A 19,320-nucleotide genomic window follows, 5' to 3' on the forward strand; every position below is an offset into this window, starting at 1 on the left:
TTAACGTAATTTGCTGTCTTCTTTAAAACGGGATAGCACCAGAACAGGTCGGGGTATGGGTAGCTTTTGTAAAGTGAGTTTCCCCCTTAAGTTGAACTCCCCCCGGCTATACCTTAAAATTTGCTGTACCTTAAGTTTAAGACAAACGCTAGGCACCATGGAAATAGGCATCACCACTTTTGCAGAAAACACCCCTGACCCGACTACCGGGAAAATGCGCAGCCCACACGAGCGCATGATGAATCTGATGGAGGAGATTGAGTTGTCAGACCAGCTGGGGCTGGATGTGTTTTCCATTGGGGAGCACCACCGCCTGGACTTCATTGTGTCGTCGCCGGCTGTGGTGCTCGCAGCAGCGGCGGTTAAAACCACCCAGATAAAACTCTCCAGCGCGGTTACAGTCCTGAGCTCAGACGATCCGGTGCGGGTTTTCCAGGACTTCGCCCATGTCGATCTGCTCTCCAAAGGCCGGGCAGAGATAATGGCCGGTCGGGGTTCCTTCATAGAGTCCTTCCCGCTTTTTGGCAACGACCTGAAAGACTACGACACGCTCTTCCAAGAGAAGCTGGAGCTGCTCCTTAAACTCAACAAAAGCGAAAAGGTGCGCTGGGAGGGCAAGCACAGGCCAGCCATCGATAACCAGGGGGTATACCCACGACCTTACCAAAAAGAACTGCCGATTTGGGTAGCGGTGGGGGGCACGCCAGAATCGGTGGTGCGGGCGGCAACCCTGGGCTTGCCGATGGCCCTGGCCATCATCGGGGGTATGCCGGAGCGTTTTGTGCCCTTTACAGATCTTTACAAGGAGGTATACCATAAAGCCGGACACGAGGCGGCAAAGCTCCAGCTCGCGATCAACTCACACGGCTATATTGCTGATGATTCGCAGCAGGCCGCAAACGAATACTATGGGCCTTATGCCTACGTGATGAGCAAGATAGGCCGTGAGCGCGGCTGGTCGGCCATGACGCGGGAGCAGTATGACCAGATGCGCGCACCGCAAGGCTCCCTGCTGGTTGGAAGTCCGCAACAGGTTATCGACAAGATCCTATGGGAGTATGAACTGTTTGGAAACACCCGTTTCCTGTTTCATGTAAGCGTGGGCACCCTGCCCCATGCGAAGGTGATGCGCGCGATTGAGTTACTGGGTACGGTGGTGGCCCCGGCCGTGAAGCAGGCCGTAGCCAAAGGGGCAGTATAGCTTCTTTCTGTTTGCAATTAATGGCTTAAGATCAGGTATAACACTGCGCCTGCTACAGCTCCGAGCAGGGGTCCTGCCACGGGCACCCAGGCATAACCCCAATCGCTGTGGCATTTGTTTTTGATAGGCATCAGGGCGTGCACCAGCCTGGGCCCCAGGTCACGGGCCGGGTTGATGGCATAGCCTGTCGTGCCGCCCAGCGACAAGCCGATGCCCCATACCAACAAGGCCACCGGCAAGGCCCCTAAAGAGCCCATCCCGATGGGCGTCTTTTGATCCCCGATCGCGGGGTCGGTAAAATAGAAGATCACAAAGATCAGGACAAAAGAGCCCAGGGCCTCGCTGAACATGTTTGAGAAACGGTGCCGGATGGCTGGGCCCGTGCAAAAGACGGCTAGTTTGCTCGGGGCATCCTCGGTCGCGTCGAAGTGCGGCCGGTAGAGGACCCATACCAGGAATGCCCCCAGCATCGCTCCCAAAAGCTGCGCGACCATATACCCGCCTACCTGCTGCCAACCGAATTTACCGGCCAGGGCAAGGCCAAGCGTCACCGCCGGATTCAGGTGGGCTCCGCTGTAGGGAGCGGCAATTACCACACCCGTAAACACTGAGAGCGCCCAGCCAGTCGTTATCACGATCCAGCCACTGTTATTTCCCTTGGTACCGTTTAAGACAACATTGGCCACTACCCCGTTGCCTAGCAACACTAAGAGCATTGTGCCGATGAATTCAGCTGAAAAAGGAGTCATGTACATGGATTGGTTTATATAGTGATGCAGATAATGTTATACCCAGGCCTTGGCAGCTTTCACTGCCTGGTGCCATCCTTTTAGCAATTCTTCGGAAGGCAGGCTGGCATCAGGCTCAAAGCGCTTGCTTATCTTCCATTGCTCCTGTATATCCGCTATGCTAGACCAGAAGCCGGTCGCCAGGCCTGCCAGGTAAGCCGCGCCCAATGCGGTTACTTCTGTCACTTGCGGTTTCACCACACGGGTACCCAGAATATTCGCCTGAAACTGCATGAGCAGGTTGTTTTCCGTGGCGCCGCCATCTACCCGCAACTCGCTGATGGACAGGTTTGCATCTGCTTCCATGGCCTTCAGCACCTCGAATGTCTGGTAGGCGATGCTCTCCAGGGCGGCACGGGCAATGTGCGCGGCTGTGGTGCCCCTGGTCATGCCCACCATGGTGCCGCGTGCGTGCTGGTCCCAGTGTGGGGCACCCATTCCTACAAAAGCCGGCACCAGGTACACGCCGTCGCTGCCGGACACTTTGCCTGCCAATGCCTCCACCTCCTCCGAAGACGAGATCACGCCCAAGCCGTCACGCAGCCACTGCACCACTGCACCTGCAATAAAAATACTGCCTTCCAGGGCGTAATGCACTCGTCCCTGTATCTTCCAGGCAATGGTGGTAACCAGCCTGTGTTTGGAGATGATCGGAGCTTCGCCGATGTTCATCAGCATGAAGCAACCGGTGCCATACGTGTTCTTGACCATACCGGGCTTGGTGCACATCTGCCCGAATAATGCCGCCTGCTGGTCTCCGGCAATCCCGGCAATCGGGATCCTGGCAGAGAACAGCGAGCCTGCAGTATACCCCACAACCTCGCTCGACGATTTTACCTCCGGTAGCATGCTCGCCGGAATTTTAAAGAGCGAAAGCAGTTCCGGGTCCCAGTCGAGGGTATGGATGTTGTATAGCAGCGTGCGGGAGGCGTTGGTCACGTCCGTGACATGTTCTTTCCCTCCTGTCATTTTCCAGATCAGCCATGTATCGATTGTGCCGCACACCAAATGCCCCGCTTCCGCCTTCCGGCGGGCATCGGGCACATGCTCCAGAATCCACCAGATTTTGGTGGCCGAGAAATAGGCGTCTATTACGAGCCCCGTTTTTGCCCGGATCATTTCCTCCAGCCCCTGCGCCTTCAGCTGGTCGCAGAACTGGGAGGTGCGCCTATCCTGCCACACAATCGCCGGGTATACCTCCTCACCTGTTCGCCTGTCCCACACCACCGTTGTTTCGCGCTGGTTGGTAATGCCAATGGCTTGTATGTCCTTTGCCTGTAACCCCGCCTTCAGAATAGCCTCTGCAGCCACTCCCACTTGCGTAGACCAGATCTCGTTCGGGTCATGCTCTACCCAACCGGGCTGCGGGTAATGCTGCGTGAACTCTTTCTGGGCCACCGAAACAGGCGCGCCGGCCTTGTTAAAGATGATGGCACGGGAACTGGTGGTGCCCTGGTCTAAAGCGAGAATATAGGTTTGCATAGCGATGCGGTTAGGTTAAACTTTAGGGACTGCTGCTGGCGTTGCCACATCCAGCGGTTTTAATAAATAGTTTTCGGCGAGTTTCGTGAATGCCTTTAGTTGATGCTGTTGCCAGTCCTCCCCAAAGCCAAGCTCCAAAGCCAGCAGTTCTGCCACCTGAGGGGCTATCTCTAGCGCGACCCTGGCATCCAGAAACAAGACGCGCAACCGCCTGGCCAGCACATCCTCCACGGTTCGGGCCATCTCATGCCGGGCTGCCCATACCACCTCTGCCAGCACATGCGGAAACTTCTCGTGCAGTTTGTGGCCCAGGTGCGGCTGGTGCTGTATGAGCGCAGCGATACCTGCTGCATCGGAGCCATAGATACGCAGGTGCGGTAATTCAGGAACAGTTAGGCTGTCTGCACCATGCAAGTGCAGGTGTTGGGTATGGCATGGCTGCGCTGCCAATTTGCCTAAGGTTATGGCTTTGGCCACCACGTCTGCGGCCATTTTGCGGTAAGTGGTCCATTTGCCCCCCGTGATGGTAATGAGCCCGGAAGCCGCCACCAAGAGTTTATGGCTACGGGATATTTCCTTGGTGCTTCCGGTGCTGCTGACAGGTGCTGCCAATGGCCGAAGTCCGGCAAACACGCTCAATACATCTTTTCGGGCAGGTTTCATTTCCAGGTATTGCCCGGCGGTGTCCAGAATAAAATCGATTTCCTGCTCCAGCGCCGTTGGCTCCAGGCTATACTCCTCCAGGGGGGTGTCTGTGGTGCCTAACAGCACATGCCTGTTCCAGGGAACGGCAAACAGCACACGCCCGTCCGGTGTTTCAGGCAACATAAGTGCATGGCTGCCCTTCAGAAAATCGCGGCTTACCACCACATGCACCCCCTGACTGGGGCGCACCAACGGTGCTTGGTTGGGGGTGTCCAGGTGTAGGACTTCGTTGACGAACACCCCGGTGGCATTGACCACTGCTTTAGCCTGCAGCTCATATTGTGCTCCGCTCTCTAAGTCGTGTGCCCTCACGCCGGTTACTTTTCCAGCGGCATCCTTCAACAGCCCCTCCACACGCATGTAGTTCAGGGCAACGCCACCTTGCTCAATGCATGTCTGCGCCAGGTTTACAGCCAGCCGGGCATCATCGAATTGGCCATCGTAATATACCACCCCACCAACCAGGCCTTCTCTCTTCACGTTGGGCAGCAGGTTCGCAACGGCTGCTTTACCAAGCAATGCAGTGCCCTTCAGCCGGTAGCGGCCCGCCATCAGGTCGTATACCTTCAGCCCGAGTCCGTAGAGAAGCTTGCTGAACCACGTGTAACACGGGATTACAAAGGCCTGTGGGTGTACCACATGGGGCGCATTCTGCAGCAGATAGCCCCTTTCGCGCAATGCCTCCAATACCAGTGCGATGTTTCCCTGGGCCAGGTAACGGACACCGCCATGCACCAGCTTGGTGCTCCGGCTAGAGGTACCCTTCGCAAAATCGGCCTGCTCCAGGAGTAAGGTTTGTAATCCACGGGAGGCTGCATCTACCCCCACTCCTAGCCCTGTCGCGCCTCCCCCAATCACAATCAAATCCCAGACATGGCCTTGTTGCGCCAGCTTTTCCATTAGCACGCTTCTATTGAAAGATGACGCCTTTTTTTCCATGCCCTGTCGATAGATTGATTTGCGTAATTGTCCCGAGTGCTTATTCCCTCTATTAAATATAAGAGAAATTATCAGCAGTTAACTCTATTATACATTTATACATTTTGTTACGTCATTGCCCAGAGGCTTCGTGCTGTCTTGCGTGGATACGGTAGGGGAATTAAACCAGGCTTCAGGTGGCGCAACGGATAAAACGCGACCTGTGCCAAAAGACATACCTATCTGCCCCCGGCTTGCCGCACTAATTTAAAGCGATAAATTTTTACCAGTTTTCACATTGCTCGTAAGCATTAAAAGAGGTTCCGTTTAAAATATTCTTTTCATATTGCTATGGCTGCTCAGAAAATTATTACCGTATTTGGTGCAACAGGTGCCCAGGGGGGTGGCGTTGCGCGCGCAATTTTACAAGACAAAAACCGTGAATTTGCCGTGAGGGCCGTTACCCGGGATCCTCAGTCGGACAAGGCGAAGGCATTAGTCGCGCTGGGGGCGGAAGTGGTAGCGGCTGATATTGACGATAAGGAAAGCATCATACGGGTTTTGCGGGGAGCCTATGGAGCTTACTTTGTCACCTTCTTTTGGGCGCACTTTTCGCCGGAGCAGGAGTACAAAGAGGCAAAGCGCATGGCAGAAGCCGCCAAAGAGACTGGGCTGCAACACGCCATCTGGTCTACGCTGGAAGATACGCGACAGTGGGTACCTCTGGACAGTGACCGGATGCCAACCTTGCAGGGAAAGTATAAAGTGCCGCACTTCGACGCCAAAGGGGCAGCGGACCACTTCTTCACTGAGCTAGGGGTTCCCACCACTTTCCTCCGGGCCTCATTTTACTGGGATAACTTTATCAACTTCGGGTTGGGCCCTAAGAAAAGCCCGAACGGCAAGCTAACGCTTTCGCTACCCATTGGCGAGAAGAAAATGGCCGGCATTGCCGCTGAAGATATCGGTAAGTGCGCCTATGGCATATTCAAGCGAGGAACTGAGTTGGTGGGCAAAACAGTAGGAGTGGCCGGCGAGCACCTGTCCGGCTCGGAAATGGCAGCCGCCTTTTCCAACGCTTTGGGCCAGGAAGTAACCTACAATGCCATTCCGCCTGAAACATTCCGTAACCTTGGCTTTCCGGGTGCAGACGACTTAGGCAACATGTTTCAGTTTTACCGTGATTTTGACGAGGTGTGCAATACTGTGCGCGACGTAGCATTTTCAAGAGAACTGAACCCGGATCTGCAGTCGTTTAGCAGGTGGCTGGACAAAAATGCCTCGCGTATTCCATTAGCGTAACTGCCTTATACCTCATTTTAGAAGCAATGTGTTTTTGGCTTTCGCGGTTTTATAAGACTCCCGTAGCCACTGCCCGAGCCGAAGATTGCTAAGCTGATGTATACTAAAGCTGCGCCCGTACGATTTTAGGCTGGGTGTTTTGGCTCGCTTTTTTAGGCGTGGCGGGGTATAAAAGGCTGCGCAGATCCTTCAGGTAGTTCAGGCTGCCATTGGTCAGGTTACTCAACACAATAATGGCGCTGTGGTCTTTGGGGTTGCGCAGCAGGTAGGTGCTGTAGCCATGCCACAAACCGCCATGGTATACCGCTGTGTCGCCGTTTCCGAGCGGCTTGATGCGCCAGCCATACCCATAGTCCTCGTCCTTTTTCTTATCCAGCCACGCGCCGGTAAAGGCTTCCTGCAGCGTCTCGAACTTCACCAGTTTGTTGGTGTACAGGGCCTGGTCCCATTTGTACAGGTCTTCCACTGTAGAGTATACCCCCTTGTCGCCCAGCACGGTGTCCTGGTAGTCCGGCGTCCGTTTGCGTTTGCCTCCACCATGGCCAACCGCTACCGTATCTGTCTGGTTTACCAGGTCAGGGTGAAAAGTGAAGGTATGGTCCATTTGCAAAGGCTTGAAGATACGCTCCTGCACAAACTGTTCGAACGGGACTTCTGCCACCTCTTCAACAATGGCAGCCAGCACCAGATATCCTGTGTTGCTGTAGTTAAAGCGCAAACCGGGTTGGTAGTATATTTTTGGCTTGTGCTGCTGCATCATGTGCAGCACATCCTTGTTCAGGAGCGCCACTTTACGGTCGGGCCACAACTCGTCGCTAAAATAGGAGTAATTGGGCAAGCCGGAGCGGTGGGTCAGCAAATGACGAATCGTGATGCCATGGTATGGGAAGTCGGGCAGGTACTGCTGTACGCTGTCGTCATACTGCAACTCGCCTTCTTCCTGCAGCATCATGACAGCCATGGCCGTGAACTGCTTGGATACGGAGGCGAGCTGAAAGGAGGTATGGGTGGTGAGGGTATCCTTCTGTTTGAAATTGGCATAGCCAAACGCGCCTTTGTACACCACCTGGTCGTATTTGGTGATGAGCACGGTGCCATTGAAGCCTTTTTTCTTGTGCAGGTGCCTGAACATGGCGTCCAGTTTGTCGCTTAGTTGCTGGGCGCTGTCTGCCGTAAACCAGCCTGGCACCTCAATCTCCTCCCGTAATTCTTCCCTGGAAAACCAACTAAACCCCTGGCCGTCTTTTCCCAATTCCTGGCAGGAAAAGACCAACACTAAAAGCGCAAGGGCTGCAAAAGCCTGTAGGAAAGAAAACCGTTTTTGAAAAATAGCCATACCTCAACTCCAACACATAATTGATCCCTAAATATAGAGCAGGATCCTGAGTAATTTGGCGCAAAGCCAAAAAGAATTTTACCGGGCCAGATCAGCCCAGCACTTCGTAGATGGTAACCGGGTTTGTGATGTTTTTAAGGCTCACCTCTCCAAGCCTGGCGCAGCTAAAAGACTCCTTGGCTTTCTCGTATACCTCCTCCGAGATGATGATCTGGCCTGCGTGGGCCACGGACTGGAGGCGCTGGGCCAGGTTAACGGCATCCCCGATCACGGTAAAATCCAGCCGCCGCAGTGAAACCGCCCCAATGTTGCCCGACACCATCTCGCCTGAGTTAATGCCGATGGACACCTGAAGCGAAAGCGTGAGGGCATCTGAGAGGATTTCCTTCCTATCGGTAAAGTGCTGCTTAATGGCCAGCGCAGCATCAATGGCCCGGTCCAGGTGGTACTTCCCCCGGAAAACCGCCATCACGGCATCCCCCATAAACTTGTCTACGTGGCCCTCCTGCGCGATGATCTCTTTCACGATCAGGTCGAACAGGCTGTTGATGAGGCTAACCACGGTGTTGGCGGGCACCTTTTGGGTAATCGCCGTGAAGCCGCAGATATCAATAAAGATCACGGTGGCCTCGATGGTTTCGTTAACAAGCAGGCTGTTCTCAAACTCCTTGTGCGTCATAAAATTGAGTACGTTCTCGTCCACGTACATCTTCAGGATGTCGTTTTCCTTGATGGCCTTCAGGGTCTCCCGCAGTTGCTGCACATTGCTGATCGCCTTTTCGATTGTCACTTCCAGGTCCTGGAAGTTGACGGGCTTGCACACAAAGTCGAAGGCCCCGCGGTTCATGGCCAGCCGTATGTTGTCCATGTCCCCGTACGCAGATACCATCACCGCCCTCAGGATAGGGTTTGCCTCGGGGAGCTTTGTAAGCAAGGTCAGCCCATCCATTTCGGGCATGTTGATGTCGCTCAGGAGTATGTCCAGGTCAGGGTGGTCTTTCAGTTTCTCGAGTGCTTCGAGGCCATTGTGGGCAAACACGAACTCATACACGTTTTCCCGTATCTTGCGCCTGAACTTTTGCTTAATGAGCACCTCCAGATCCACTTCATCATCTACTACCAGTATTTTAGCCATTACACGTCAAGCGTCATAAGTTTCTTCTTCAATCCCTTAAAGTCCACAGGTTTCGACACGAAGTCGTTCGCGCCCAAGCTCATGGCCTGCTCAAAGTTCTGCGCGTCGCCGTAAGCCGTCACCATCATCACGAAAGGGGGCAGCGTATTGTACCGCTGCCGTATTTGCTGCAACAATTCCAGGCCGCTCATACCCGGCATGTTGATGTCTGAGAGAATAAGCACCACCTCCGAGGGATGAACCGTTAAATATTTTAACGCTTCCTCGCCGGAAAGGGCAAAAGAAAAGTCAAATTCTCCGCTTTTAATCTCTTTCCTGAAGTGCTGCTCAAACAACGGCTGCACATCTGCCTCATCGTCAACTACCAGTATTTTCATAAAGCGTTCGTATTAAAGTTTAGCGGCTGCAAAATTTACAGATGCCTGGTATTCTATGGCTTGCGAGCATTTATACCGCTTGAAAAACCCGCGTAGGGTTAAATGATCCCCGGAATAAACTTAAATAAATAGTAATATTTAACACAAATAAATAATATATTTATACCATACTATTATCCAGCCACTTAGTTCTGAACCAGCGCAAAGAGCACCCTATTCATCGCTTTCGCTTCAGCTTATACCTGTGATCAGTTTTTGATATAGAGATTACTTGTCAGCCTGTTAGTTGTCTGGAGCGGAGATTCACCAGGATTTAACCTTATATAAGCCTCTTATGGTTTGCTATAGAAAGATCAGTCCTTGCCTGCTCCTGCTCCTTGTAACTCTGTGCGCCGCTACCAGCGCGATTGGCCAGAGCAATACCCAGATCAGGGGATTTGTGGATGTCTCTGCCACCTATAACGACCAAAGGCTTTCCTTCGGGCTCGGGGAGCAGGACCTGTTCATCACCTCCGACATCAGCGACAGGTTCTCTTTTCTGGGAGAAACCGTGTTTAAATTTGACCCCACTTCTCAAACCAAGTTCTCAGTCAGCATCGAGCGCATCATCATCAAATACAACATCAAAGGAAACCACAACATTTTGGTTGGGAAGCACCATACCCCGCTCAACTACTGGAACGACACCTATCACCATGGCAGGGTGTTTTTCCCGACCATCAACAGGCCTTTGTTTTTTGCCACAGAGATCTTCCCGCTGCACACCACGGGTATAAGCCTTCAGGGGCTGAACCTGGGCGAACTGCGGTTTGGGTATGACATCATGGTCGGGAACGGGATACAATCGTCGGAGGTCGTTGATTTTAACAGCAACAAGTCCGTAACGCTGGCCATGCACATCAAACCCAAGCAGTCGCTCCGGTTGGGGCTCTCTTATTACCAGGATGTACTGGCCAGGGGAGCGCAACTGCACAGCGGGCACCAACTGAATTGGCGCATAAAAGAGCACCTGATTACCGCGTCTGTCGCCAGTTTCGGCAAACAGGTAGAGGTACTGGCCGAAAGCATGTTTGGGGTAACGCATAGTGATACCACGGGCTATCGGAAATCGCTCTCCTCGTATGTGTATGCCGGTTACAAAGCCACCGAGAAAATCACGCCATACGTTCGTTTTGATAACCTGGCATACCAGGCTGGTGAGATCGGTTTCCGGAAAAACAACTCTTCCTCCTATTTGGCTGGCATACGCTACCAGTTGAACTACCTAGCGGTTGTGAAACTGGAATACCAGCACTTGCAGTCCGAGCTTCGGCCGAACAGCAATATCCTTTCAACTCAAGTGGCCATCGGCTTTTAACATGGGAAAGAGCACACGCAACCACAGCAGCCTCCAGAAGTCCTTCGCAGTGCTTTTAGCCACCGGCTTTTTGCTCTTGTCAGGCTTACAGGCAAACGCACAGGAAGCCCTGACTGTGATTGCCAACCAGAAAGGCGCACCCGCCACACTTTCCTCCGCAGAGTTGCACACCGTTTTCTTTGGCGAAAAACAACGCTGGAACAACGGCATCAAGGTAACCATCGCCCTGCTCAAGACAAACAACGACCTCGGCGAGGCCATTTGCCGGCAGGTATACAACATGAAACCCGACGAACTGAATAAGTACTGGCTTGCGCTGGTTTTTCAGGGGAAGGTCTCCGCCCCTAACTTTTTCAACACTGTTTCGGAACTGCAGACTTTTGTTGGCCAAAACCCCGGCTCCATTGGCATTGTAAATGAAATTGTACCCACGTCAGCTATCAGAACGGTTTTAGTGGATGGCAAGAAAACGCTGTAGCAAAGCAGCACCAAAGCAGGCAAGGAAACACAATATCAAACGACGCGGCATATGATCATGAACCTTAAAAGGAAGATTTGGCTCACCATCGCTGTGATCGTGCTGATGTTCTCTTTCTTTACACTCTACTACTTCCCGGACCAGCAGGCCAAGCTGCTACTGGAAAACTATAACAACGAGGTGCAGAACCTGGCTAACACAGTATCGTTGGGTGTGAAGATTGCCATGACCGAGCAGAATTTTGAAGGTGTGCAGACAGCCATGGAGTTCGTGAAAGACGACCCAAGACTAGAGTTCATCAGTCTGTTGCAGCAGGATACCGTTTGGTCTGCCAACCATACCAGTTACCGGCTGCAGGAAAAGGTGTTCAAAACATACCCCGAAAGCCACGCCTCCACCGCCCTGACCGCATCAGACCAGCAAACCATCGTGAAACGCTCGCCTTTCCAGACGGCGGTGATGAGCGGAGCGGTGCTGATCGGGTTTTCTACGGAAGCCATCAACGTCGGTAAAGCGCGTATCCGGAACACCTCCCTGATTGTGAGTGGTATAGTTTTTCTAATCGGGATACTGATTGGCTTTTGGCTATCAAAAACTATTTCGGGCCCTGTGCTGGCCTTGCGAAACGCGGCCATACGTGTAGGCAAAGGCGATTTCACGACCCATGTCTCAAACAGCTCAGGTGATGAGATCGGAGAACTGGGCAAGTCGTTCAACAGGATGGTGGATTACCTGTCGGTGACGACCAATAAACTGCGGGAAGCAAACACCTCGCTGGCCACTACCAACGAAACCCTCGAAAACACCGTGCAGGAGCTCCGCTCCACACAGGCACAACTGATCCAGAAAGAGAAAATGGCCTCGCTCGGGGAGCTAACCGCCGGGATCGCCCATGAAATACAGAATCCCCTGAACTTTGTCAATAACTTCGCTGAGATCAACAGGGAGTTGCTGGAGGAAATGCTGGAGGAGTATAAGTCCGGTGGTCAGGGTGAGGCCGAATACCTCGCCAACACCATCAAATCAAACGAAGAAAAAATCCTGTACCACGGGAGACGAGCCGATTCCATTGTGAAGGGCATGCTGCAGCACTCCCGCAGCAGCTCAGGCGCAAAAGCGCCAACGGATATAAACAGGCTGGCAGACGAATTCCTGCGCCTCAGCTATCACGGCCTTCGGGCAAAAGACAAGTCATTCAATGCCAAGTTCACCACCGAGTTTGACGAAACGATCGGCAAGATTCCGGTTGCGCCGGACGAGATGGGGAGGGTTTTTCTCAACCTGTACAATAACGCCTTCTACTCCATCACAGAAAAGAAAAAACAGCTGAACGGAGCCTTCGAGCCAACCATAAGGGTCACCACCAGGAGTATGGGCGACTGGGTAGAAATCTCTATCCTCGACAATGGATTTGGTGTACCCCGGCATGTGTTGGATAAGATCTTCCAGCCTTTTTTCACGACCAAACCAACCGGCGAGGGCACGGGCCTGGGCTTGTCACTGAGTTACGAGATCATCACAAAAGGCCACGGCGGCGACCTGAAAGTAGCGACAGAAGAAGGGCAAGGTGCTGAGTTCATTATCCAGTTACCTTGCTGATGCATGCTTGCTTACACTAATTACCTGCCACTTAGCGCCTTTAGCTCCCGCCTCAACTCCTTTGCCGCTATAAATCCCCGGAAGCGTTGGTAAAGCTGCAAGTTCATGTCGAGCAGTAACGTAGTCGGGAAACTGACCGTTCCGCCCTCCATTGCCAATAGCTCCGCCAGCTCATGGTAGCCGGTTGAGGTAGGTTGGTAAGTTCTGTTCAGGAATCTGATCGGTTGCCTGTGTTCGGCGTCCAGGCGAAGGCAATAGAAATTCTTGTTCAGTTCCTGTACCAGCATCGGGTCAGAGAATGTGGTGTTCTGCTGCAACTTGCAGTACTTGCACCAATCTGTTTCAATGAAAATGAGCAGCGGCTTTTTCTCTGTTCGCAGCTTTGCTTGCAATTCCTCAAAGGCGGTCCATTTGATGCTTTGCGCCTGCACCTTGGGGTGCAGGCCAAAACTTAACAGGAGAATGAGTAAAAACCGCATTACCTGTTGAGTGTGTAACGAACCCCTAAAAAGCCTCGGATGCCTTGGTTCGGTGCATATACATACGAAGGGTCAAAGGTCAGCGCATTGGGGTTATCCTCGGTCGGGATCACCTGGCCTTGCGCATCAAACTGCACGTTTTTATCGAATGGGTCGAAGGCGCGGGCGATACTATTGGCGGGTGGCGTAAAGTTGAGCAGGTTCTTCACGCCGCCGTAAACCTCCCACTGCTTGCCGAGGCTTTTGGTCAACTGGATGTTCTGCAGGCTCCACCAGGGCGAGTATTCCGCCCGGTTATCCAGAGGGCCTAGCAAAGGCAAGCGCATCGGTCCGTAGATGTTACCTGTATAGTCCACGGCCAGCCGGGCACCGGCAAGGGTATAACCGATGCTCCATACCCCTGTAAACTGCTCCGTCAGGATTTGCCGTCTGCTTTGGCCATTCTCCTCTAATGTTACATCCATCAGCGTACCGCCCGCCAGCACCTTCAGGCCATTGGTCCAGGCGATGTCCAGGTTCAGCGATACGCCTTTCGACACGGCGGAGCCATCCAGGTTGCCATAGATAATCTTGTTTGGGTCCGTGTCATAATCCGGCACAATGCGGTTGTTGAAGAAGGTGTAAAACAGGCTACCATCCAGGCCAATAAATGCGTTGTTGCTGGTATAGATCTGCTTCACCACATTCAGGTTGGCGTTCCACGAGGTTTCCGGTGCTAGTTCGCCTTCAAACACTACCTTGCGGGCACCTGTCAGGGCCGCATGGTCCTCGGTAAAGACATTGGCCACGCGGTAGCCGTTGCCCACACTCATCCGTATCACATTTTTCTTGTTCTCTGATGTCCATTTATAGTTGATGCGCGGCGTAAGGATGCTGCCATGCAAGCTGTTGTAATCATAGCGGGCACCCAGCAATAGTTTATGCTGCTCATTCAGGGTGATCTCGTCCTGCACAAAAGCACCGGGCAAATGTGTGATGGCAGGCGCATTGGACTGGTCGTTCGCTCCTGTAGTAGCCGGGGTGTTGTCGTCGTAATAGGTATAGCGGTAGGCAAGGCCGGTCAACAGGTCGTGCTTGTCGCCCAGGAGCTTGTTCCAGGTAAGTTGCCCGAAGCCTATGTACTGGTCGGCGATGTAGACCGTGCTGCCATATACTGAATTGTGCTGATGGCCATTTGCGCTAAACTGCAGGTTGACGACTTCCTGAACGGGCAGCTGGTAGGTACCGAAGGCTTCCCAGCGCTTGGTATAAATGCTCTCCCCGTATACCTCCTCTCCACCCCGATGCTCCTTCTTCCAATTCATCTCGCCACCCCAGCGGTCTTCGTACACATAGCGTCCGGCCACCGAGAAAGCCTTGTTGCTCTTCCGCTCGAAGCTGAGTTTATTGAACACCGAGATCCGGTCCTGCAGGGTCACGTCCGTAAAGCCGTCGCCGTTGTTGTCAATCGGGTTTTGGTAGTTAAAATAGTTCACGCCCAACAGGCCCTGCGCTTTGGCTCCAACCCCATACCGTACGCCTACATCGGTGTTTACCTCTCCCCAGCTTGTACTAAAGATATCCACGGCTGCTAAAGGCGCTGCAGTGGGTTTCTTGGTGATGATGTTGATCAGGCCACCCACGGCTTCAGAGCCGTAGAGCGTAGAGGCAGGTCCTTTCACAATTTCCACCCGCTCCATCAACGACTGCGGGATGCCTGTCAGGCCATAGACAGTGGATAGTCCGCTTACGATCGGCATGCCGTCTATCATCACCATGGTATAAGGCCCCTCCAAACCATTGATGTGGATGTCGCCGGTATTACAAACGTTGCAGTTGAGTTGCGGACGAACCCCATTCACGCTCTGCATCGACTCGAAAACCGATGGAGTGGGATTAGCCTTGAAAAAAGCCTTGGTATAGATTTCCACCGGCACGGCGCTTTCCAGCTTGCTCACCTCCTTCATCGTGCCCGAAATCACCACTTCATTGATCCTGGCAGCAGACTCTCTCAGGTTAAAGTTAGCCTTTGCTTCCGGTTGCGCCTCATGTACGGTTACCTGCTTGCGCTGCGGCTCGAACCCGATAAACGAGGTAATGACGGTATAAGTACCGTATGGCACCCCCATCACTTTAAAGTACCCGGTGCTGTTGGTCGATGCGCCGAGAACCGTATTTTCCAGCCCGACATTTACAAATTCCAGCGGTTCCCCACCGGACCGCACGTACCCGCTGATGGTCCCCTTTTGAGCCATTAACTGTACTGCGCATGCTAGTAAAATAACTATCAGGATGTTAAATTGCTTCATATATTTTGTTTAGATAAATCATGCTATTTAATTTTAATACTCAAAACTACATTTTTAGGTTCGCCTAAAAAATTATTAAGACAAATATATTTCTATCATTTGTTCGATGTGCCGCAAAATCCTGCTTAGATCAGGTTGGTATAAGTTGACGTTCCAGTTATTCCAGCTAAAAAATTCTCTCCGTTCTTGCACTCTCTTCTGCACTTGTCTCGTATCATCATTACGCCATGCACCGCATATTAAAACCTGATTCCGTAATGCTTAGAGGACAATGGTAATATTTATAGAAATCGTTACTGCGCTGTTAGTATTGATGACAGTGCTGCCCCTCTGGCGCCATGATGCCTGGTGGGTGCGTGGGTTAGATTTCCCGAGGCTGCAGTTTATGGTGATGGCCCTGGTGATACTAGGTATAGACATCGCGGTGCTGGACTTTGGCGAAAGAGAAACCTTGGTGCTGGTTGGCTTGGCTTTTGGCTGCCTTGTCTACCACCTCACCTGGATCCTACCCTATACCCGTTTTTTTCCGGTAGAAGTAAAAGCCGCAAAGCATCCTAACCAGCAAAACCTCATCCGCATCATGACGGCGAATGTGCTCACGCCTAATCGCAATGCGCAGGGTTTACTGGACCTGGTTCACAAACACCACCCTGACGTAGTCGTGACCCTCGAAACAGATAAATGGTGGGAGGAGCAGCTAAGGGAGTTGGAAACAGCATACTGTTATACTGTTAAATGCCCACTCGACAACCTGTATGGCATGCACGTATATTCCCGCCTGCCGCTCGACGATACCGCCATTCAGTTCTTGGTTGAAGAAGACGTACCGTCCATACATGCCTTGGTTGTCCTGCGATCCGGCGTTAAGGTACGCGTGCATTTCCTGCACCCTGCCCCGCCAAGCCCAACAGAGAACGAGGCTTCCTCAGAGCGGGATGCTGAAATATTGGTCGTGGGCAAGAGTGTTGCTGATGAGCATGTACCCATTATCGTGACCGGTGATTTGAACGATGTGGCCTGGTCTGCTACTACCCGGCTTTTCAGGAAAATCAGTGGTTTGCTGGACCCACGGGTTGGGCGCGGCATGTTCAACACCTTCCATGCCAATTATTGGTTTGCGCGCTGGCCCCTTGACCACCTCTTCCATAGCGAGCATTTTACCCTCACGTATATCGAACGGCTGCCTGGCTTCGGGTCAGACCATTTTCCGATGCTGGTAGAGCTATTGTATGATGTGGCACATGGGGCAGATCAGGAAGGTCTGGAGGCCGACGAAGCGGATTTAGAATGGGCGGAAGAGAAAATGGAGGAGCACGCTGTGGAAGAGAAAGACGTGCACGAACCCGGCAAAGTGGCGTCACCGGCCACTGCCTGCCTTACAAAAGAACAGCATGCCCGGCAAGCCAAGCCAGCAGGCTCACAATAGCGCGCTAATTATTCTTTTTCTCGGCTTCCAGTATATTCTTTAGCCCTCTTAGAAAGGCGTCGGGGTTAAAGGAGATGCTGTCGATGCCGTTTTCCACCAGAAAGGCCGCGTATTCGGGGTAATCACTGGGGGCCTGGCCGCAAAGACCGGTTGGGATGCCTTTCTCCTTCGCTTTTTGCAGCGTCATGTTGATCAGCTGCTGCACTGCCGGGTCAAATGCCGTGAACAGATCACTCAGCAGGCTAGAGTCACGGTCTGCGCCCAGCGCCAGTTGTGTGAGGTCGTTAGAGCCAATAGAAAAGCCATCGAAGTGCGCTGCAAACTTATCAGCCAACAAGGCATTGCTCGGCACCTCCACCATCATATAGATTTCCAATTCGTTCTCTCCCCTTTTTAAGCCATACTCCGCCATCAGGGCCAGCACTTTCTCTGCCTCTTCCAAGGTTCTGCAAAAAGGGACCATCAGCTTTACATTCTGCAATCCCATTTCGTCGCGCACCCGTCGCATAGCCTGGCACTCCAGTTCAAAAGCCTCCTGGTAGAGCGGGTGGTAATACCGCGAAGCCCCTCGCAGCCCTAACATCGGGTTGGCTTCCTCGGGCTCAAACTGACGCCCCCCGATCAGGTTGGCGTATTCATTCGATTTAAAGTCACTCATCCGCACGATAACGTCCTTGGGGTAAAAGGCCGCTGCCATTACTGCCGTAGCCTCTGCCAATTGGTCCACAAAGTAACCTGCTTTGTTGGCGTGATCATGCGTGAGTTGCGCGATTTTATCCTTCGCCTCCTGGTCTTCCACTTTGTCGAAGTGCTTTAGCGCCATCGGGTGAATCTGGATGGAATTGTTGATGATGAACTCCATACGCATGAGTCCAACGCCATCATTGGGTAAAAACGAGTATTTAAAAGCCTGTTCCGGGTCGCCGAGAATAAGCCTTGCTTTGGTGCGCGACTTGCCCAGCTTACTCAGGTCTGTCTGCTTCTCCGACCACTCCAACTTGCCTTCGTACACATACCCTTTCTCACCGCCCGCCGTGGAAACGGTCACTTCCTGCCCGTCCCGTATCGCGCTGGTTGCATTGTTGGTTCCCAGCACGGCCACGGCCCCGACCTCGCGCGCCACAATCGCTGCATGGCTGGTCCTGCCCCCCTGCTCTGTGATAATGGCGCTGGCTTTCTTCAGGATGGGGTCCCAGTCGGGGTCTGTTCTACGGGTTACCAGTACCTCGCCCTTTTGCAGTTTATCAATTTCTTTGGGCGAGCTGAGGATGCGGGCAGTGCCGGACACAATGCGGCTGCTCAGGCCAATGCCCGCGCACAGCACCTTGCCTTCCTCCTTCAGGCTGTATTCTGTAAAGCACTGTTGGTTCTGCTTCTGGCTCTGCACCGTTTCGGGCCGTGCCTGCACAATAAATAACTCTTCGGTCATGCCATCCTTTGCCCACTCGATGTCCATGGCCTGGCCATAGTGCGCTTCAATTCGCACGCCCCATTGTGCCAGCTGTACTATTTCCTCATCCCGAAGCACATATGCTTCCTGTTTTTCCGGCGGGGTGTCGGTGTTTAGGATAGCCTCCTGTGGTCGCTGCAGTTCATCTCCGGCTTTGTCGGCGTATACCATGGTTTTGGCCTTGCTGCCTAGTTTATGCGAAAGGATGGGTTGCCGGGCTTTGCCGAGCATGGGTTTAAACACGACAAACTCATCTGTATTGACAGTACCCTGCACCACATTCTCCCCCAGGCCCCAGGCCCCTGAAATTACGACGACATTCTCAAAACCTGTATCGGGGTCTAGCGTGAACATAACGCCAGAGCAGGATAGGTCAGAACGCACCATGACCTGCACCCCCACCGACAGCGCCACCTGCATGTGCTCAAACCCGTTATCTACCCGATACTTGATCGCCCGATCCGTGAAAAGCGAGGCGTAGCTGTGGTGGCAAGCTTTGTACAGGTTCTGTAAGCCGCAAACGTTCAGGTAGGTCTCCAACTGTCCCGCAAAGCTGGCCTTGGGCAGATCCTCGGCAGTGGCGCTGCTCCGTACCGCCAACGACAGCTCCTCCTCGCACTCTGATTGCAGGTACTCATACCCCTTTGCTATTTCCTGCTTCACATCTCCCGGAAACTCGCCTTCCAGAATCAGCGCCCTTGCCTCCTGCCCTACTGCAGACAAGTTATCGAAGCTATCCTTGTCGAGGTTGTCCAGCACCTGCCCCAGTTTCTCACGCAGGTTATTGTGGTCCAGGAAATGCCAGTACGCATCAGCTGTAGTAGCGTAGCCATTGGGCACCAGTATACCCTCGGGGTTCAATTGGTTGAACATCTCGCCCAGGGAGGCATTTTTACCGCCTACCAGGCTCAGGTCTTTATAGCTGATGTCACGGAATAGTTTGATGAATGGAGCCATACTCTTAAGTTTGATAAGTGTGTGCCCGCCATCAACAGATAG

Annotated in this window: 15 protein-coding genes; 6 read left to right on the plus strand and 9 right to left on the minus strand. The window is 52.9% G+C overall.

The genetic code is table 11. From position 1 onward, the window contains the following. Nucleotides 1-157: 157 nt before the first annotated feature. Nucleotides 158-1,201, plus strand: a complete 1,044-nt coding sequence (locus ACXYMU_RS09690) for an LLM class flavin-dependent oxidoreductase (RefSeq protein ID WP_458986180.1) — start codon at nucleotides 158-160, stop codon at nucleotides 1,199-1,201. Nucleotides 1,202-1,218: 17 nt separating this feature from the next. Here the strand turns inward: ACXYMU_RS09690 and ACXYMU_RS09695 are convergent, their stop codons facing one another. The 3 genes from ACXYMU_RS09695 to ACXYMU_RS09705 are packed head-to-tail and all read right to left on the minus strand — an operon-like array spanning nucleotide 1,219 to nucleotide 5,115. Continuing rightward, the gene (locus ACXYMU_RS09695; protein ID WP_458986181.1) at nucleotides 1,219-1,950 is read right to left on the minus strand and encodes an MIP/aquaporin family protein; all 732 of its coding nucleotides are present in this window, start codon (nucleotides 1,948-1,950) and stop codon (nucleotides 1,219-1,221) included. 36 nt (nucleotides 1,951-1,986) lie between these two features. Further along, complete coding sequence (gene glpK, locus ACXYMU_RS09700) at nucleotides 1,987-3,471, minus strand: glycerol kinase GlpK (protein WP_458986182.1); 1,485 nt, start codon at nucleotides 3,469-3,471, stop codon at nucleotides 1,987-1,989. A gap of 15 nt (nucleotides 3,472-3,486) precedes the next feature. Further along, a complete protein-coding gene (locus ACXYMU_RS09705) occupies nucleotides 3,487-5,115 on the minus strand; it encodes a glycerol-3-phosphate dehydrogenase/oxidase (protein ID WP_458986183.1) in 1,629 nt (542 codons plus the stop codon). 330 nt (nucleotides 5,116-5,445) lie between these two features. On the opposite strand from ACXYMU_RS09705, the gene ACXYMU_RS09710 reads away from it, so the two are divergent. Beyond that, nucleotides 5,446-6,396 (plus strand): NmrA/HSCARG family protein, encoded by a 951-nt coding sequence (locus ACXYMU_RS09710; protein WP_458986184.1) that lies wholly within the window; start codon nucleotides 5,446-5,448, stop codon nucleotides 6,394-6,396. 103 nt (nucleotides 6,397-6,499) lie between these two features. On the opposite strand, the gene ACXYMU_RS09715 is transcribed toward ACXYMU_RS09710, so the two are convergent. The 3 genes from ACXYMU_RS09715 to ACXYMU_RS09725 all read right to left on the minus strand — a co-directional run bounded on the left by ACXYMU_RS09715 (nucleotide 6,500) and on the right by ACXYMU_RS09725 (nucleotide 9,244). Then, nucleotides 6,500-7,732 (minus strand): serine hydrolase domain-containing protein, encoded by a 1,233-nt coding sequence (locus ACXYMU_RS09715; RefSeq protein ID WP_458986185.1) that lies wholly within the window; start codon nucleotides 7,730-7,732, stop codon nucleotides 6,500-6,502. A 91-nt stretch (nucleotides 7,733-7,823) separates the two neighbouring features. Continuing rightward, on the minus strand, nucleotides 7,824-8,867 hold the full coding sequence (locus tag ACXYMU_RS09720) for an adenylate/guanylate cyclase domain-containing protein (protein WP_458986186.1): 1,044 nt from the start codon (nucleotides 8,865-8,867) through the stop codon (nucleotides 7,824-7,826). Further along, entirely contained in the window at nucleotides 8,867-9,244 is a 378-nt protein-coding gene (locus ACXYMU_RS09725; RefSeq protein WP_458986187.1) for a response regulator, read from the minus strand. Before ACXYMU_RS09725 ends, ACXYMU_RS09720 begins: the two co-directional genes overlap by 1 nt. A 334-nt stretch (nucleotides 9,245-9,578) precedes the next feature. Between ACXYMU_RS09725 and ACXYMU_RS09730 the strand changes: the two genes are divergently transcribed. From ACXYMU_RS09730 to ACXYMU_RS09740, 3 genes are read left to right on the plus strand one after another with little or no spacing between them, the layout of a single operon-like run. Further along, complete coding sequence (locus ACXYMU_RS09730) at nucleotides 9,579-10,601, plus strand: hypothetical protein (RefSeq protein ID WP_458986188.1); 1,023 nt, start codon at nucleotides 9,579-9,581, stop codon at nucleotides 10,599-10,601. 1 nt (nucleotide 10,602) lies between these two features. Beyond that, entirely contained in the window at nucleotides 10,603-11,079 is a 477-nt protein-coding gene (locus ACXYMU_RS09735; RefSeq protein WP_458986189.1) for a hypothetical protein, read from the plus strand. Between the two features lie 51 nt (nucleotides 11,080-11,130). Next, on the plus strand, nucleotides 11,131-12,678 hold the full coding sequence (locus ACXYMU_RS09740) for a sensor histidine kinase (RefSeq protein WP_458986190.1): 1,548 nt from the start codon (nucleotides 11,131-11,133) through the stop codon (nucleotides 12,676-12,678). 20 nt (nucleotides 12,679-12,698) lie between these two features. Here ACXYMU_RS09740 and ACXYMU_RS09745 read toward each other — a convergent pair whose 3' ends face one another. Beyond that, nucleotides 12,699-13,157 (minus strand): thioredoxin family protein, encoded by a 459-nt coding sequence (locus ACXYMU_RS09745; protein WP_458986191.1) that lies wholly within the window; start codon nucleotides 13,155-13,157, stop codon nucleotides 12,699-12,701. Next, on the minus strand, nucleotides 13,157-15,445 hold the full coding sequence (locus ACXYMU_RS09750) for a TonB-dependent receptor (protein ID WP_458986192.1): 2,289 nt from the start codon (nucleotides 15,443-15,445) through the stop codon (nucleotides 13,157-13,159). The genes ACXYMU_RS09745 and ACXYMU_RS09750 overlap by 1 nt, the downstream gene beginning before the upstream one ends. A gap of 271 nt (nucleotides 15,446-15,716) precedes the next feature. Between ACXYMU_RS09750 and ACXYMU_RS09755 the strand changes: the two genes are divergently transcribed. Further along, entirely contained in the window at nucleotides 15,717-16,871 is a 1,155-nt protein-coding gene (locus ACXYMU_RS09755) for an endonuclease/exonuclease/phosphatase family protein (RefSeq protein ID WP_458986193.1), read from the plus strand. Nucleotides 16,872-16,875: 4 nt separating this feature from the next. Here ACXYMU_RS09755 and ppsA read toward each other — a convergent pair whose 3' ends face one another. Further along, nucleotides 16,876-19,278 carry a phosphoenolpyruvate synthase gene (gene ppsA / locus ACXYMU_RS09760; RefSeq protein WP_458986194.1) on the minus strand — a complete coding sequence of 801 codons (2,403 nt, stop codon included), beginning with the start codon at nucleotides 19,276-19,278 and terminating at the stop codon, nucleotides 16,876-16,878. Nucleotides 19,279-19,320 lie beyond the last annotated feature (42 nt).

The organism is Pontibacter sp. CAU 1760 (assembly GCF_054482735.1).